This window comes from Curtobacterium sp. MCBD17_019 (genome assembly GCF_003234555.1).
GTDB lineage: Bacteria > Actinomycetota > Actinomycetes > Actinomycetales > Microbacteriaceae > Curtobacterium.
This window is the reverse complement of the sequence record NZ_QKTT01000014.1, coordinates 20953-37819: the sequence shown is the minus strand read 5'-3', so window position 1 is coordinate 37819 and position 16867 is coordinate 20953. Positions and strand designations below refer to the sequence as shown.

General features: G+C 72.0%; 13 protein-coding genes. 3 read left to right on the top strand and 10 right to left on the bottom strand.

Going from position 1 to position 16867, the window contains the following annotated elements:
- Positions 1-158: 158 nt before the first annotated feature.
- Positions 159-1298 carry a glutamate--cysteine ligase gene (locus tag DEI82_RS12895; RefSeq protein ID WP_111037196.1) on the top strand — a complete coding sequence of 380 codons (1140 nt, stop codon included), beginning with the start codon at positions 159-161 and terminating at the stop codon, positions 1296-1298.
- A gap of 51 nt (positions 1299-1349) precedes the next feature.
- On the opposite strand, the gene ffh is transcribed toward DEI82_RS12895, so the two are convergent.
- Positions 1350-2906: a signal recognition particle protein gene (gene ffh / locus DEI82_RS12890; protein ID WP_111009296.1), complete on the bottom strand. Its 1557-nt coding sequence runs from the start codon at positions 2904-2906 to the stop codon at positions 1350-1352.
- Between the two features lie 73 nt (positions 2907-2979).
- The gene (locus DEI82_RS16265) at positions 2980-3141 is read right to left on the bottom strand and encodes a hypothetical protein (RefSeq protein ID WP_181435210.1); all 162 of its coding nucleotides are present in this window, start codon (positions 3139-3141) and stop codon (positions 2980-2982) included.
- Between DEI82_RS16265 and DEI82_RS12880 the strand changes: the two genes are divergently transcribed.
- Positions 3140-5467 carry a xanthine dehydrogenase family protein molybdopterin-binding subunit gene (locus DEI82_RS12880; RefSeq protein ID WP_258372062.1) on the top strand — a complete coding sequence of 776 codons (2328 nt, stop codon included), beginning with the start codon at positions 3140-3142 and terminating at the stop codon, positions 5465-5467. The genes DEI82_RS16265 and DEI82_RS12880 overlap by 2 nt on opposite strands.
- 52 nt (positions 5468-5519) lie before the next feature.
- On the opposite strand, the gene ftsY is transcribed toward DEI82_RS12880, so the two are convergent.
- Positions 5520-6389, bottom strand: coding sequence for a signal recognition particle-docking protein FtsY (gene ftsY / locus DEI82_RS12875; protein ID WP_111009298.1), 870 nt, complete (start codon positions 6387-6389; stop codon positions 5520-5522).
- A 202-nt stretch (positions 6390-6591) separates the two neighbouring features.
- On the opposite strand from ftsY, the gene DEI82_RS12870 reads away from it, so the two are divergent.
- Positions 6592-7608, top strand: coding sequence for a TerC family protein (locus tag DEI82_RS12870; RefSeq protein WP_111009299.1), 1017 nt, complete (start codon positions 6592-6594; stop codon positions 7606-7608).
- Between the two features lie 17 nt (positions 7609-7625).
- Here the strand turns inward: DEI82_RS12870 and DEI82_RS12865 are convergent, their stop codons facing one another.
- The 7 genes from DEI82_RS12865 to DEI82_RS12835 all read right to left on the bottom strand — a co-directional run bounded on the left by DEI82_RS12865 (position 7626) and on the right by DEI82_RS12835 (position 16799).
- Entirely contained in the window at positions 7626-11363 is a 3738-nt protein-coding gene (locus tag DEI82_RS12865) for a chromosome segregation SMC family protein (RefSeq protein WP_111037192.1), read from the bottom strand.
- Between the two features lie 38 nt (positions 11364-11401).
- A complete protein-coding gene (gene mutM, locus DEI82_RS12860; RefSeq protein WP_111037190.1) occupies positions 11402-12367 on the bottom strand; it encodes a bifunctional DNA-formamidopyrimidine glycosylase/DNA-(apurinic or apyrimidinic site) lyase in 966 nt (321 codons plus the stop codon).
- Positions 12367-13092 (bottom strand): ribonuclease III, encoded by a 726-nt coding sequence (gene rnc, locus DEI82_RS12855; protein ID WP_258372066.1) that lies wholly within the window; start codon positions 13090-13092, stop codon positions 12367-12369. The genes mutM and rnc overlap by 1 nt, the downstream gene beginning before the upstream one ends.
- 70 nt (positions 13093-13162) lie before the next feature.
- Positions 13163-13366 carry a 50S ribosomal protein L32 gene (gene rpmF, locus DEI82_RS12850; protein ID WP_111009303.1) on the bottom strand — a complete coding sequence of 68 codons (204 nt, stop codon included), beginning with the start codon at positions 13364-13366 and terminating at the stop codon, positions 13163-13165.
- A 3-nt stretch (positions 13367-13369) separates the two neighbouring features.
- Positions 13370-13924, bottom strand: a complete 555-nt coding sequence (locus tag DEI82_RS12845; protein WP_111037234.1) for a DUF177 domain-containing protein — start codon at positions 13922-13924, stop codon at positions 13370-13372.
- 125 nt (positions 13925-14049) lie between these two features.
- Positions 14050-14532: a pantetheine-phosphate adenylyltransferase gene (gene coaD, locus DEI82_RS12840; protein ID WP_111037187.1), complete on the bottom strand. Its 483-nt coding sequence runs from the start codon at positions 14530-14532 to the stop codon at positions 14050-14052.
- 26 nt (positions 14533-14558) lie between these two features.
- Positions 14559-16799, bottom strand: coding sequence for an ATP-dependent DNA helicase RecG (locus DEI82_RS12835; RefSeq protein ID WP_111037185.1), 2241 nt, complete (start codon positions 16797-16799; stop codon positions 14559-14561).
- Between the last annotated feature and the right edge of the window lie 68 nt (positions 16800-16867).

The window sequence follows — 16867 nt, the reverse complement described above, 5'->3', positions numbered from 1 at the left end:
GGGAACGACGCGCGGGAGCCGTTGTTGTGCGTGTCCGACAATGCACGAGGCAGGATGGGACCCGATCCGACAAACCGGCGCCCGACCCCGGGCGCGTGTCCCGAGCCGGCGACGGAGCCGTGTCCCCGGGCCCACCGACCGCCTCCGAAAGGCCGCGCATGGACATCGCGTTCACGTCGTCACGACCGTCCACGATCGGGATCGAGTGGGAGCTGCCGCTCGTCGATCGCACCACGGGCGACCTCACGCCGCGGGCGCCCGACGTGCTCCTCGCGGTGCGGGAGCGGTTCGGACACGACCGGGTCACGAACGAGCTCCTGACGAACACCGTCGAGGTCGTCTCGGGCGTCCACGACACCGTCCGCGACGCGGTCCGCGACCTGGCCGGCATCGTGACCGCGGTGCGCACGGCCGCTGACGTGCTCGACACCGACGTGATGTGCTCGGGTACGCACCCCTTCGCGCAGTGGGACCAGCAGGAGGTCACGCCCGACAGTGAGCGGTACACGACCCTCATCGATCGCACGCGCTGGTGGGGTCGCCAGATGCTCATCTGGGGCGTGCACGTCCACGTCGGCATCGACGACCGCGAGAAGGCCCTGCCGATCCTCAACGCGATGCTCGCGTCCGTGCCACACCTCCAGGCGCTGACGGCGTCCAGTCCCTACTGGGCCGGCGTCGACACCGGCTACGCCTCGAACCGTGCGCTCATGTTCCAGCAGCTGCCGACGGCGGGACTCCCCCCGCAGTTCGGTGCGTGGGCGGACTACGAGGAGATGGTGGACGACATGGTGCGCACCGGTGTCGTGGACGACCACACCGAGTTGCGCTGGGACCTCCGACCGTCGCCGAAGTGGGGGACGCTCGAGAACCGCGTCTCGGACGGCATCAGCACGGCGCACGAACTCGCCGCGGTCGCCGCGCTCGTGCAGTGCCTGGTGACCGAGGCGTCCGATCGGCTGGACGCCGGGGAGACCCTCCCCACCATGCAGCCCTGGTTCGTGCGCGAGAACAAGTGGCGTGCGGCTCGGTACGGGATGGAGGCGGAGATCATCGTGGACGGCGCCGGTGACGAGCGCCTCGTGTCCGACGACGTCCGCGACCTCGTCGTACGACTCGAGCCCGTCGCCGAGCGCCTGGGGTGCCTCGAGGAGCTCCACGGGCTCGACCGCGTCCTCGAGGAGGGCGCGTCCTACCAGCGGCAGCTCCGCGTCGCGGCAGAGCACGAGGACGACATGCGGGCCGTCGTCCGGTCCCTGGTCACCGAGCTCGGGGAGAGCATCGACGCGGTGCTGTGACCGGGCGACCGACGGGACGGACGGGAGGCGCACCGCACGTCCGTCCCGCCGCTACCGGTTCAGGAACTTGCCGAGCGCGGCCATCTCCTCTTCGGTGGGCGCCTTCGGGTTCTTCGCACCACCGAGCCCGAAGCCACCGCCGGTCGGCGCCGTCGGCGCCTGGGGCCCGGACGCGATGGCCGCGTTCTGCGCAGCGCGCTTGGCCGGGTTGCCCGCCTTGGACCCCTTCTTCTTCGGCTGCTGCCGCTTGCCCGCGTAGGACGCACCGGGAACCGGGCCCATGCCGGGCACCTGGGGGACGCCACCCTTGGCGACCGTCTTCATCATCTTCGCGGCCTGCTCGAACCGGTTCACGAGCTGGTTGACCTCGGTGACGGTCGACCCGGCACCGCGCGCGATCCGCAGGCGACGGGACCCGTTGAGGATCTTCGGCAGCGCACGCTCCTGCGGCGTCATCGACTGGATGATCGCCTCGGTCCGGACGATCTCGCGCTCGTCGAAGGAGTCGAGGGCCTCGCGCATGCCCTTCGCGCCGGGCAGCATGCCGAGCATGCTCTTGATCGACCCCGCCTTGCGGAGTTGCTGCATCTGCTTGAGGAAGTCGTCGAGCGTGAACGAGTCGGTCGCGATCTTCTCGGCGACCTTGCGGGCTTCGTCCTCGTCGAAGGCCTGCTGCGCCTGCTCGATCAGCGACAGGACGTCACCGAGGTCGAGGATGCGGCTGGCCATGCGGTCGGGGTGGAACGGCTCGAAGTCGTCGAGGTTCTCGCCCGTGGACGCGAACATGATCGGTCGGCCCGTGATGCTGGCCACCGACAGCGCGGCACCACCGCGGGCGTCACCGTCGAGCTTGGACAACACGACACCGGTGAAGTCGACGCCCTCTTGGAAGGCGCGCGCGGTCGCCACGGCGTCCTGACCGATCATCGCGTCGATGACGAACAGGACCTCGTCCGGGTCGACGGCCTTGCGGATGTTCGCCGCCTGCTTCATGAGCTCGGCGTCGACGCCGAGCCGCCCGGCGGTGTCGACGATGACGGTGTCGAACTGCCGGTCCACCGCGACCTTCATCGCGTTCTTGGCGACCTTGACCGGGTCCCCGACGCCGTTGCCCGGTTCGGGCGCGTAGACCTCGACGCCGGCCTGCTCGCCGACCACCTGGAGCTGCGTGACCGCGTTCGGCCGCTGCAGGTCCGCGGCGACGAGCATCGGGGTGTGGCCGTCCTTCTTGAGCCACTTGCCGAGCTTGCCGGCGAGCGTCGTCTTGCCCGCGCCCTGGAGGCCCGCGAGCATGATGACCGTCGGCGGGCGCTTCGCGAACTCGAGGCGGCGCTGCTGGCCGCCGAGGATCCCGACGAGTTCCTCGTTGACGATCTGGACGACCTGCTGGGCCGGGTTCAGCGCCTTGTTGACCTCGTCCGACAAGGCGCGTTCGCGGACCGACGCCGTGAACGACTTGACGACCTCGAGCGCCACGTCGGCGTCGAGCAGGGCACGCCGGATCTCGCGGACGGTGCCGTCGACGTCGGACGGGGTGAGTCGACCCTTGGACCGCAGGTTGCGGAAGGTCTCGGTGAGCCGATCGGAGAGTGTGCCGAATTGCGCCATGGTCCCGCGATTCTACGCGCCGGACCCGTGCCGTGCCTCCCGGCCCGCCCACCGCGGGCGCGCGCGCCGGTCGTCAGGCGCGACGACCGGTGACGAGGCGCACCAACCACCCGATCACCGCGATCACGAGCACGACGATCCCGATCCAGAGCAGGATGCGCAGGGCTGCGCCGAGCAGACCGACGACCAGCAGGACGATGCCGACGATGGTCGCGATGGTGAGGAGCCAGCGCATGAGAGCCTCCGGGTCGAGCCGACGGCCGGGCGACCGCCCGACCACCGTCGACGCTAGCCCCGCGGGCGCGAGCTGTCCGGGAGTAGAAGGGTTCGAGATCGCCGCGCAGGTGGTCGTGGACGAGGCGGTGCGCATGGAGTCGGTGGACGAGCAGCGACGTGGACCGGTGCTCGGCGCGCCCCTCCCGAGGGTCGAGGGCGCCGACAAGGTCCGCGGACGGGCTCGGTACGCCGCCGAGACCGGCGGCGAGGACGTCGCCTGCTACGCGTGGGTCGTGCAGGCCGCGATCGCACGCGGCCGGGTCGTGGCGATCGACCGGGAGGCGGTGCTCGCCATGCCGGGGGTCGTCACCGTGATCGCGGCCGACGACGCACCACGGCTCACCGCCGTCCCGACGACCGAGCTCTTCGTGCTGCAGAGTGACCGCGTCCACTACCGGGGCGAACCGGTCGCGCTCGTCGTCGCGGAGACCTTCGAGACCGCGCGGGCGGCCGCGGCCGCGCTCCGGGTGACCTACGACGCCGAGCCGGCGGACACGGTGTTCCCCGACGAACCGTCCTTCGGTCCGGACGACGCCCCCGGGGTGTTCGTCGCCCCGGAGTCGATCAACGGCGACCTCGAGCCGGACACCGACCAGGGCGACCTCGACCGCGCGCTCGCCGACGCGGACGTCGTCCTCGACGCGACCTACACCACGCCACCCCAGGTCAACAACCCGCTCGAGCCGCACGCCGCGACCGCGTGGTGGGTCGGCCCGTCGCGCGAGCAGGACGAGGACGGTCGACCACGCGCCGCTGCCGGTGCCCGGCTCGAGCTCATCGAGGCGACGCAGGGGCCGTCCCTGGCCGCAGGTGTGGTCGCCGACCTGTTCGGCATCGACGACAGCGCGGTCCGGCTCCGCACCGCGCACGTCGGCGGCGGGTTCGGCTCGAAGGGCTCGCCGAAGCCCGATCTGCCCCTGGCCACCATGGCCGCACTCGTCACCGGCCGTCGTGTGAAGCTCGTGTTCACGCGGCAGATGGTGTTCTCGATCGGTGGCTACCGCACGCCGACCGCCAGCCGGATCCGCCTCGGAGCGCGTCCGGACGGCACGCTCACCGCGATCGGTCACGACGTCCGCACCCAGACCTCCACGATCGGCACGTTCGTCGAACAGGTGGCGGACTGCACCCGCCACGTGTACGCCGCACCGAACCGCCGCACCTCGCACCGGTACGTCGCACTCGACGTGCCGACACCCCGCTTCATGCGCGCTCCCGGAGAGGCACCCGGGAGCTTCGCGCTCGAATCGGGGATGGACGAGCTCGCCGCCGCACTCGGCATCGATCCCGTCGAGCTCCGCCTCCGGAACGAGCCGGACGTCGACCCGATCGACGGGGCGGCGTTCAGCACCAGGAACCTCGTCGGGTGCCTCCGCCGGGGGGCGGAGCTGTTCGGGTGGGAGGCCCGTGGGCGCGAGCCGCGCATGCGTCGCGACGGACGGTGGCTGGTGGGCGCGGGTGTCGCCGCCGCCTACTACCCCGCTCGCGTCGTCCCGAGCGGAGCGACCGTCACCGCCGAGGCGGACGGGACGTTCACCGTCGGCGTCGCCGCCTCGGACATCGGGACCGGGTCCCGCACCGTGCTCCTGCAGGTCGCGGCCGATGCCCTCGAGGTCGGGGTGGACCGCATCCGGATGCACATCGCCGACTCGACGCTCCCGCAGGCCGCGCTCGGTGCGGGGTCGTTCGGGACGACCTCGTGGGGATGGGCGGTCGACAAGACCTGCCGCTCGTTGCGAGAGCGACTCGAGCGCGGAGCGGTCGTGCCGTCCTCCGGTCTCTCCGTGACGGAGCGGACCGACGACGACGTGCAGCACCTCGCGGAGCGGTCGCGGCACGCGTACGGCGCGCAGTTCGTCGAGGTCCGCGTGGACACGGACTCCGGCGAGGTACGGGTCGACCGCATGGCGGGCGTGTTCGCCGCGGGCCGCATCTACAACGCCCGCACCGCCCGAGCGCAGCTCGTCGGTGGGATGACGTGGGGCATCGGCATGGCGCTGCACGAGGACGCCGAGATCGACCCCGTGGCGGGCGACATCGGCAACCACGACCTCGCCACGTACCACGTCGCGACGAACGCGGACGTGGAGTCGATCCACGCCGAGTGGCTCGACGAACCCGGCGAGGACCTCACGCCGCTCGGCGGCAAGGGGATCGGGGAGATCGGGATCGTCGGTGCTGCCGCGGGGCTGGCGAACGCCGTCTGGGACGCGACCGGCGTGCGGGTCCGTCGCCTGCCGATCCGACCGGACGCCCTCGTCGATCGGATGCCGGCCCGAGCCTGATGCGGCGCCCGTTCGGACACCCGGGCACGGTCACCGTCCAGGCGTCGAACGGTCAGCCGACGAGGTTCTGCACGAAGACGTGGGGCGTGAACCCGGTGAGGTCGTTGATGCCCTCGCCCTGGCCGATGAGCTTGATGGGGATCCCCGTCTTCTCCTGCACGCTGAGCACGAACCCGGCCTTCGCCGAGCCGTCGAGCTTCGTGATGACGAGACCGGTGACGCCCGCGCCCTCGATGAACGCCTGCGCCTGCGCGAGGCCGTTCTGCCCGGTGGTGGCGTCGAGGACGAGTAGCACCTCGGCGATCTCGGTCTGCTTCTCGACGACGCGCTTGATCTTCGAGAGCTCGTCCATGAGGCCCGCCTTGGTGTGCAGGCGGCCGGCGGTGTCGATGACGACGATCTCGATCCCCTCGCGCATCGCCCGGTCGACGGTCTGGTAGGCCACCGACGCGGGGTCCTGTCCGGGCTGCTGCGGTCGCACGACCTCGACCCCGGCGCGCTGGGCCCACGTCGCGACCTGCTCCACCGCCGCGGCACGGAACGTGTCCGCGGCGCCCACGAGCACGCTGCGGTCGTAGGTACGGAGGAACTTGGCGAACTTGCCGATCGTCGTCGTCTTGCCGACGCCGTTCACACCGACGACGAGCACGACGGCGGGGCGGTTCGACAGCTTCAGCGTGGTGTCGAGCTTCGACAGGCGCTCCTCGAGCACCTCGCGCAGCATCCGGTTCAGGTCCGCCGGATCGGTCGTCTGGTACCGGTCGACCTGCGCACGGAGGTCGTCGACGACCTCTTCCGTGATGTCCGGCCCGAAGTCGGCACCGATGAGCGCCGCCTCGAGGTCCTCCCAGGTCGTCTCGTCGATCGTGCGCCGTTGGAACAACCCGCGGAGCCGACTCGAGAGGGACCAGGAACTCGCCATGCTCCCAGCTTAGAGCGGGCCGAACGCGCGCGATCACCGGTAGCCTGGCACCACGAAGGGGAGTATTCCTCCCGCGGTGGTGCCGTCAGTACGGTCCGGGACGATCCGGGCCCGGTGCCATCGGCCGCTCGTCCGGGCGGCGGAAGAGACCTTCAGTCGTCGTCGTCCCCGATTCCGGGAACGGCCCTACTGGAGGATCCACGTGGACGTCCACATCGCCGTCTGGCTCGGCACCATCGCGCTGGTGCTCGCGCTCCTCGTCTTCGACTTCTTCTCGCACGTGCGCAAGGCGCACGAGCCCACCATCCGCGAGTCGACGACCTGGTCGCTCGTGTACATCGGGATCGCGGTCCTCTTCGGCCTCGGCGTCTGGGCGTTCGGCGGCCACCAGGCGGGCGGCGAGTTCTTCGCCGGGTGGATCACCGAGGAGTCGTTGAGCATCGACAACCTCTTCGTGTTCCTCATCATCATGACCGCGTTCAAGGTCCCGCGCGCCTACCAGCAGAAGGTCCTCCTCGTCGGCATCGCGATCGCGCTCATCGCACGCGGGGTGTTCATCGCCCTCGGCGTCGTCATCATCGACAACTTCTCGTGGGTCTTCTACCTGTTCGGCGCGCTGCTGTTCTGGCTCGCCTGGAGCCAGGCGCGCGGCGGGCACGAGGACGAGAGCGCCGGCGAGTCGCGGCTGATCCGCGTGCTGCGCCGCATCCTGCCGACCTCGGAGGACTACGACGGCGACCGCGTCACCACGAAGGTCGACGGCCGTCGCCTCCTCACGCCGATGGCGCTCGTCATGGTGGCGCTCGGCCTCACGGACGTGCTCTTCGCCCTCGACTCGATCCCCGCGATCTTCGGGCTGACGCAGGACGCCTACATCGTCTTCGTCGCCAACGCGTTCTCGTTGCTCGGTCTACGACAGCTGTACTTCCTCATCTCCGGGCTCCTCGAGCGCCTCATCTACCTCGGGCAGGGACTCGCCGTCATCCTCGGGTTCATCGGCGTGAAGCTCGTGTTCCACGCCATGCACGTCAACGAGCTCCCGTTCGTCAACGGCGGTCACCACATCGAGTGGGCTCCGGAGATCCCGATCTGGTTCTCGCTGTCGTTCATCGTGCTCGTCGTCGCGGTGGCGACGATCGTCAGCCTCGTCGTGTCCGCGCGGCGGGTCCGCCGCGGCGAACCGCTCGACGGCCATCACGACCAGCGCGTCGAGGCCTGATCCGCTGATCGGGGCGCTCAGCTCGCGGCGCGCTCGCGCTCCGCGTCCTGCACGCGCTGCCCGACGACCGCGCTGACGCCGTCCTGCCGCATCGAGACGCCGTACAGCGCATCGGCGATCTCCATCGTCCGCTTCTGGTGCGTGATCACGATGAGCTGCGACGAGGTCCGGAGGCGTCCGAACACGGTGAGGAGTCGCCCGAGGTTGGCGTCGTCGAGCGCGGCCTCGACCTCGTCCATGATGTAGAACGGGCTGGGCCGGGCCGTGAAGATCGCGACGAGCAGCGCGATCGCCGCGAGGGAGCGCTCGCCGCCGGACAGCAGGGTGAGCCGGTCGATCTTCTTGCCCGCGGGGCGCACGGCGACGTCGATGCCGGTGGCGAGCATGTCGTCCGGATCGGTGAGCTCGATCGTGCCCGTCCCGCCGGGGAACAGGATCGGGAACACCTCGTCGAAGGCCCGCTTGGTGTCCTCGAACGCCGAGCGGAAGATCTCCTGCATCTTGCCGTCGAGCTCCTCGATGATCGTGAGGAGGTCCCCCCGCGTGCTCGTCAGGTCGTCGAGCTGCTCGGTGAGGAACCGGTGCCGCTGCTCGAGCGCCTGGAACTCCTCGAGCGCGAGCGGGTTCACCTTGCCGAGCTGGCCGAGGTCCCGTTCGGCGTCGCGGAGCCGGCGTTCCTGCTCCGCGCGCACGTACGGCACGGTCGGGACCTCGGCCTCGGAGCGGGGCGCGGCGTCCGGGTCCGGGAGCGCGGCGCCGCCGGGCAGTGTGGAGACCTCGGCATCGAGCGTCGCGGGGTCGGCGTCGGCGTCGGCGTCGGCGTCGGCGTCGGCGTCGGCGTCGGCGTCGACATCCGCGTCACGGTCGACTCCCGCCGCGCGCATCGCCTCGCGGTGCTGGCGCGCACGCACGCGGGGGTCGACGAGCACGTCCACGGGGACCGGGACGTCGGGGCCGTACTCGGCGACGAGCACCTGCTCGACCAGGCCGAGTTCGCTGCCGGCGCGTTCGAGCAACGATGACACGTGCAGCTTCTTCTCGTAGATCTCCATCTCGAGCCCGTGGAGGCCGTCGGTGACCGACTGCAGCCGGTCGCGGAGGGACTGCTCCTCGGCCCGCAGGGTCTGGAGCTCCGTGTTCCGCCGCGCACGGTCGGCCTCGGCGGCGGTCAGCCGGACGCGGGCCTCAGCCACGGAGCGATCGACGGCGTCCAGGACCGCGGGGAGGTCGGCGATGACCCCCTCGGCGGCCTCGATCTGCCGGCGACGGATCACCGCGAGGCGCGCTTGTTCCTCGGCGGCCGCGCGCTCCGCGGCCAGCTGCCGCTCCAACGCCGCGCCCCGCGCCCGTTCGGCGCGCGCCCGCTCACGGATGGTCTCGACCTGGATGCGCTGGTCGATCTCGTCGCTCCGCGCGGCCTCGAGGTCGTCGAGGAGGTCGTCACGCGCGGACGCGTCGAGGATCGGCCGTGGTGCGGCGAGGAAGGCGGCGTGCTCCTGGTCTGCGGCGGCGAGCGCCTGCTCCGCCTGTTCGACGGCGCCCGCGGTCTCGGCGAGCGCGGCGCGGAGCCGGTCGGCCTCGCCTCGCGCGTTCTCCGCGCGGGTGCGCGCGGTCGCCGATGCCCGGTCGAACGCCGCCTTCGCGGCCACGTGGGCGCGGAGGGTGCGGTCGGCCTCGTCCGCCGCGGCGCGTGCCGCATCCACGGCGTCACGCGCAGCTCGGAGGTCGGTGCCCGCCGCGTCGGCGGCCGCGACGACCTCGACGTGCCGGCTCGCCGCCGTGTCCCGCTCGGCCACGAGTTCGAGCCGCGACGTCGCGCGTTCCCCGCCGCCCGTGACGAGGACCGCGCGGACGACGTCACCCGCGGCGGTGACGACCGTCGCCTGCGGAACGGCGGCGAGCAGGGCCTCCAGATCGGCCGTGGCCGGGTCCGCGCCCGGCTCGACGACGACGGTGTCCGCGAGCAGCGCCACGATCGCGGGAGGCCCGTCGACCACCTCGAGTGCCGGACGGACGCCGGACGGGAGGGCCGGGGGCAGGTGCGATCCCGTGCCCGGGGCGTCGGCGACGACGACGTCGATGCGACCGATGTCGTTCGTCCGTGCGGCGGTCACGGCGTCGAGCGCGGCGGACCGGGTGGCGGCGAGCACCGCGTCGGCGAGTCCGCCGAGGGCGGCCGCGACCGCGGCCTCGTACCCGGCGGCGACCCGGATGTGGTCGGCGAGTCGGCCGAGCACCCCGGCGCGCCCGGCGTCGATGAGCGCCTGTGAGCCGTCGCGGACGTCGAGCGACAGCCCGAGCGCGGTCACGCGTGCGGCGAGGGCGTCACGCTCGCGCTCGAGCCGATGCAGCCGCTCCCGCGCCTCGTCCCGTCGCGACTGGGCGCCCTCGAGCGCCGCCCGGGCGTCCGTGAGCAGCTGCGCCAGGTCGTCCTCGTCCGCGTCCAGTCCCGGGTCGCGTGCGATCCCGGCGAGCTCCTGTTCGGCGCGTCCGGCACGCTCCTCGGCCTCGGCGAGCGCCCGCTCCCGACGGGCACGGTCGGCCGTGGCGGAGGCGAGCCGCTGCCGTGCCACGTCGACGCGGTTGCCGAGGCGCTGGGCGTCCAGGTCGTGCTGCGACACGAGTGCGCTCTGCGCCGCGATCTCCTCGTCGAGGGCGTCGAGCGACGCACGCGCCCGGGCCACGCGCTCGGCCGCCGACGCCAGCGCGCCCTGGAGGTCCTCGGCGTTCGCCTCGAGACGCTCGGCCTCGTCCCGCGCGTCCGCGACCATCGACGGGGTGACGGTGGGGCCCTGGGCGGGCACGTCCGCCTGTTGAGCGAGCAGCAGGAGGCGCTGGTTCGCGAGGGTCGACAGCCCCCGCAGTCGCTCCTGCACGCTCTCGAGGCCGTGGAGCACCGTCCGCGCCCGGTCGACGTCGTCACCCACCATCGTCTGCTCGACGTGCTGCTGTCGGATGCGCGCCTGGTCGAGCCGCTCCTGGAGCACGATGCGCTCGCTCTTCCGGCCGGCCTCGACCGCGAGGTGCTCGGCGAGTTCCCGCCGCAGCCGGACGACGTCGTCCGCGAGGATCCTGGCCCGCGCGTCCCGGGCGACCGCCGCCACGGACTGCGCCTTGCGCGCGACCTCGGCCTGCCGTCCCAGCGGCTTCAGCTGACGCCGGATCTCACCGGCGAGGTCGGACAACCGGGTGAGGTTCGCCTGCATCGCGTCGAGCTTGCGGAGCGTCTTCTCCTTGCGCCGACGGTGCTTGAGGATGCCGGCGGCCTCCTCGATGAAGCCGCGTCGGTCCTCCGGCGTCGCGTGGAGTACCTTGTCGAGCTGTCCCTGCCCGACGATGACGTGCATCTCTCGGCCGAGCCCCGTGTCCGACAGGAGTTCTTGGACGTCGAGCAGGCGACAGTTCTCGCCGTTGATGGCGTACTCGCTCCCGCCGTTCCGGAACAGGGTCCGCGAGATCGTGACCTCCGCGTACTCGATCGGGAGCACGCCGTCGCTGTTGTCGATCGTCAGGGTGACCTGCGCGCGGCCGAGCGGTCCCCGCGTCGAGGTGCCGGCGAAGATGACGTCCTCCATCTTGCCGCCGCGGAGCGTCTTGGCGCCCTGCTCCCCCATCACCCACGCGAGGGCGTCCACGACGTTCGACTTGCCCGAGCCGTTGGGACCCACGATGCAGGTCACGCCCGGCTCGAGTGCGAAGGTCGTCGGTTGCGCGAAGGACTTGAACCCCCTGAGGGTCAGGCTCTTCAGGTACACGGACGGCCTTCCATGCTCGCGCGGTCGGTGGGCACAGGCTAGCCCAGGCGCGACCGCGGCCGACGCTGGCACACGGGGCAGCGGTGGCTCGAGCGGTTCATGAACGCCTCGCGCACGATCGTCGCCCCGCAGCGAGGGCACGGCTGACCTTGTCGCCCGTACACGGCGAGCCGCTGGGAGAAGTACCCGGACTGCCCGTTCACGTTGACGTACTGGGCGTCGAAGCTCGTGCCGCCGTCCTCGAGCGCCCGGCGGAGCACCGCGCGCACCTCGTCGAGCAGGCCGGTCAGCGCGCGCCGGCTCAGTGCGTCGGCGGGGCGGTCGTGGTGCAGCCGGGCCGCCCACAGGCTCTCGTCCGCGTAGATGTTGCCGATCCCGCTGACCACACCCTGGTCGAGCAGCACCCGTTTGATGCCGCTGTGCCGCCGGTGCGCGAGCGCGACGAACCGCGCGTCGTCGAACGCGGGGTCGAGGGGGTCCCGTGCGATGTGCGACACCTGCGTCGGGATCCGCCGTCGCCACGCCCCGTCGGGATCCGCCTGGTCGGCGGCACCGGCGTGCCCCGCGGGTGCGCTGTCGACGGTCGGGACGGTCGCGTCGACCGCCATCGAACCGAAGGTCCGTTGGTCGACGAACTCGAGCTCGACCGGCGGCTCGACGGGGCCGTCGGCGGTCCGGCCCGCGGGCTGCACCGCGAGGACCACCCTGCGGTGCCGAGCGGCCGGGCGGTCCCGACCGAGCAGGATCTGACCGCTCATGCCGAGGTGCGCCACGAGGGCCTCCGGACCCGGGCCGACGTCGTCGAGCGGCATCCACAGGAACTTGCCGCGCCGCACGGCGGCCTGCACGGTGCGCCCGGTCAGGCGGGCGACGAAGTCCTCGGCCGGGCCCCGGTGTCGCGTCAGAGCGCGGTCGTCGACGACGTGGACGTGGAGCACGCGGGCGCCCGTGACGGCCGGTTCGAGGCCCGCGCGGACGACCTCGACCTCGGGGAGTTCGGGCACTAGCGGGCGTCACCCGTGCCGGCGTCGGGGCCGTCCGTCGCGAGGAGGTCGACCGATTCCTCGCCGCGGCCGGACAGTCGCGTCCACGCGCCGAGCGCCGCGGCCATCTCGGCGTTCTTCTTGCTCGATCCGGTACCGCTCGCGATGTCCTCGCCCATGAGCACCACGGTGGCGTGGAAGGTCTTGTCGTGGTCGGGGCCCTCTTCGGTGACCCGGTACGCGGGGTTGCCGAGGGACCGTGCCGACGCCAGTTCCTGCAGGCTCGTCTTCGGGTCCATCGCGGCGCCGAAGCGGTCGGGGTCGACGAGCAGGGGCTCCACGAGGCGCAGCACGAGCGCGGTGGCGACGTCCGGCCCCGCGGACAGGTAGGTCGCGCCGATGACGGCCTCGACCGTGTCGGCCAGGATCGACGACTTGTCCCGGCCGCCCGTGAGCTCCTCGCCGCGACCGAGCTTGAGGAAGGCGCCGAGGCCGATGATGCGGGCGATCTCGGCGAGGGCGACGGTCGACACGAGACTCGCGCGTCGCTTGGCGAGCTCGCCCTCGTCCAGATCCGGGTAGTCGCGGTAGAGCTTGACCGTCACGGCCTGGCCGAGGATCGAGTCACCGAGGAACTCGAGTCGCTCGTTGTGCGCGATGCCCCCGTGCTCGTAGGCGAACGAGCGGTGCGTCAACGCCAGGTCGACGAGATCCGGGTCGACGTCGACGTCGAGGACGGCCAGCAGACGTGCAGCGTCCGACTCCGCGGGGGTCGACCCACGGGAACCGGACGCTGCACGCACTGATCCGCCTCGATCAGACGTCGGCGACCTTGCGGCCCTTGTACTCCATGTAGAGCGCGGTGCCGGCGCTGTCCTCGACGACCTTGGCGCGGTGCGGGAGGCTGTAGGTGACCTTGCCGTTCTCGACGGTCTTCACGAGCGCGACGGGCGCCGCCTTCCACTGCGAGCGGCGGGCGTGCGTGTTGGCGCGGGACTTCTTGCGCTTGGGAACGGCCATGGCTTATCTCTCTTCCTTGTCGGCGTCAGGACGAGCGCCGTCGGGGTCGGTGGTGTCGATTCGGAGTGCTGCGAGCGCGGACCAGCGCGGGTCGATGACCTCTGGGGTCACACGCTCGCCGACGTCCGCCAGGCGCTCACCCGTCACCGGGTCCAGTCCTGGGCAGTCCGGTCGGCAGACCGGTCGGAACGGCAGTGCGAGCACCACCGCGTCTCGGATCACCGGTTCACAATCCACGTGATCATCGTGAACCTGGAGATCAGAATCCTCCGAGGCATCATACGCGAACAACTCGGTGAAATCGACCTCGACCGGCTCGGTGATGTCGATCAGACAGCGGCTGCACTCGCCGACGGCCTCGGCGTCGGCGTGGCCGGACACCAGGATCCCCTCGTGCAGCCCCTCGAGTCGGACCTCGACGTGGAGCACCCCACCGATCGGCACGGCGACCTGTCCGGCACCGAACGGTTCCGCGAGTTCGACGTCGATGACGTGCTCGCGCATCTCGCCCGGGCGGTGCATGATGTCACGCACCGGCAGGGTGTACGGGGTGTTCACGAAGCCAGGCACGAGGATCGATCCTACCGCGCATCCCGCCCGAGAGCGAGCGCCAGCATGCGGCGCGCACCCGGTGCGGTGCGGGCAGGACGGCGGCGCCCGCCACCGACGGTCACCGCTCCGGGTCAGTGGGCCAGGGCCTCCACCACGACCCGCGGCACGTAGGGCGAGACGTCCCCACCGAGCGACGCGACCTGCCGGACGAGCGAACTCGACACGTGCGAGCGACCGGGCTCGGGGACGACGAACACGGTCTCGACACCCGCGAGGTCGCGGTTCACGGCCGCCATCGGTGTCTCGTACGCGACGTCCGCGCTCGACCGCACCCCCTTGACGATCACGCGCGCACCGACCTCTCGGCAGTAGTCCACGAGCAGACCGGAGGACCACGACTCCACCCGGACGCCGTCGTGCAACCCGGCCTCGTCGAGCGCGGCGTCGATGAGCCGGACCCGTTCCGCGGCGTCGAAGAGGCTGCTCGTCTTGTCCGGGTTGTGCACGACGAGGACGTGGACCTCGTCGAAGATCGTGGCGGCACGCTGGATCACGTCGAGGTGCCCGACGGTGACGGGGTCGAACGAGCCGGGGACGACGGCGATCTGGGGCATGGACCGACCCTACCGACGCCGCCGTGTCAGTTCTTGCCGAGGAACGCCGCGTCGGTCTCGTCGAGGCGCCGGTCGAGCGCGGCCCGGAGCACGGCGTGGTGCTCGAGCGTCGGGTCCGCCGTCAACAACCGCTCCGCCTCACCCCGGGCGTCGACGATGACGTCGGCGTCCCGCACGACCCGCAGGAGCGTGAGCGACGACCGGCCGCCCGACTGTCGCTCACCGAGCACGTCGCCCTCACGTCGGAGTTCGAGGTCGACGCGTGCGAGCTCGAACCCGTCGTCCGAGCCGGCCACCGCGTCCACGCGCTCGCGCGCCGGTGTGCCGTCCTCGGCGCTCGTCACGAGCAGACAGACGCCCGGGTGACCGCCACGCCCGATGCGCCCACGGAGCTGGTGCAGCTGGGACACCCCGAACCGGTCGGCGTCGAGGACCGCCATCATCGAGGCGTTCGGGACGTCGACGCCGACCTCGATCACGGTCGTCGCGACGAGCACGTCGACGTCCCCGGCGGCGAACGCGGTCATGGTGGCGTCCTTGTCCTCGTTGGGCATCCGACCGTGGAGGACCGCGATCCGCCGGTCCCGCAGCTCCGGCATCGCGCGGATCCGCTCCGCCGTCCCGACGACGGTGGCAGGGGGACGACGAGTGGGACCCGTCGCGCCCGCGTCGGCCTGGACCGCGTCGTCACCGGCTTCCTCGCCCTCCTCGACCGAGCCGTCCTCGATGGCCGGGCACACGACGAACGCCTGCCGCCCGGACGCCAGTTCCTCGGCCATCCGGGTCCAGATCCGGTGCTCCCAACCCGGGTGGTCCGCGAGGGCGACGGTGTGGGTCTCGACGCCGGCCCGACCCGAGGGCAGCCCCTGGATCGTCGACACGTCGAGGTCGCCGAAGACGGTCATGGCGACGGTGCGCGGGATCGGGGTCGCGGTGAGGACGAGCACGTGCGGCGGGGTCCTGCCCTTGGTGCGCAGGGCCTCGCGCTGTTCGACGCCGAACCGGTGCTGCTCGTCGACGACGACCAGGCCGAGCTCGGCGAAGTCGACCCGATCGCCGAGGAGCGCGTGCGTGCCGACGACGAGCCGTGACCCGCCGCTCGCCGCCGCGAGGAGCGCCCGCTGCCGCTCCCGGGAGGACTGGGAACCGGTGACGATCACCGGCCGGAGCTCGGCGGCGAGGTCCGGTCCGAGGAACCGCACGATCGAGCGGAGGTGCTGCGCCGCCAGGACCTCCGTCGGTGCGATGAGCGCCGACTGGCCGCCGGACTCCGCCACCGTGAGCATCGCGCGGATCGCCACGAGGGTCTTGCCGGATCCGACCTCGCCCTGTACGAGCCGGTGCATGGGGTGGTGCTCGGCCAGGTCGGCGGCGATCTCCGCGCCGACGGCCGTCTGGTCGTCCGTCAGCGTGAAGGGGAGGTGCCGGTCGAAGCGCTCGAGCACGCCACCCGGCGCCGCGACCCGCGGCGTCGACGCGGTCGCCCGTGCGGCCAGGCGCCGTCGGACGAGCGCGGTCTGCAGCACGAAGGCCTCGCGGTACCGGAGCGCGTCCTGCGCGGCCTTCCAGTCGGCGGTCCGCTCGGGGCGGTGCAGGAGCTCGAGCGCGCGCCGGTGCCCGAGCAAGCCCAGTCGGGCGCGCACCGACGACGGCACCGGGTCCTCGAGCTCGGGCAACGTGTCGAGCACGACCCCGACGGCCTTGGCGATCTGCCACGACGACAGCGTCGAGGTCGCCGGGTAGATCGGGATCGGCTGTCGCGACCAGCGCATCGCCTGCTCGCCGTCGGCGTCGGCCGTGGCCCGCGGATCGTCGGCGTCGAACAGCTCGTAGTCGGGGTGCGCGAGCTGCCGTGCGCCCCGGTAGTCGGACACCTTGCCCGCGAAGATGCCGCGTGCGCCCGCGACGAGGTCCTTCGCGCGCCAGCCCTGGTTGAAGAACGTGAGTGTGAGGATGCCGTTGCCGTCGCCGATGCGTGCCTCGAGGATGGACCCGCGCCGCTGCCGCATCGTCCGTTCACGGACGTCGACGACCTCGGCCACGATGGTCACGGACTCCCCCACCGCGAGCTCGTCGAGGGCCGTCAGCGCGCCCCGCTCGGCGTACCGCCGCGGGGCGTGCGCGAGCAGGTCGCCCACCGTGCGGATGCCGAACGCCTTCTCGAAGGCCGTCGCGGTGCGGCCACCGAGCACCCCACTCAACCGTGCGTCGAGCGGGTCCGGGGTGACTGCCGGGGACGACGCGGACGCGGGACTGGCGGTGACCACGTCGCAACGGTAGTCGCTCCCGCCGACATGCACCGGGCCTCCCGGCCGTGCACGACGTCCGCTGGTGC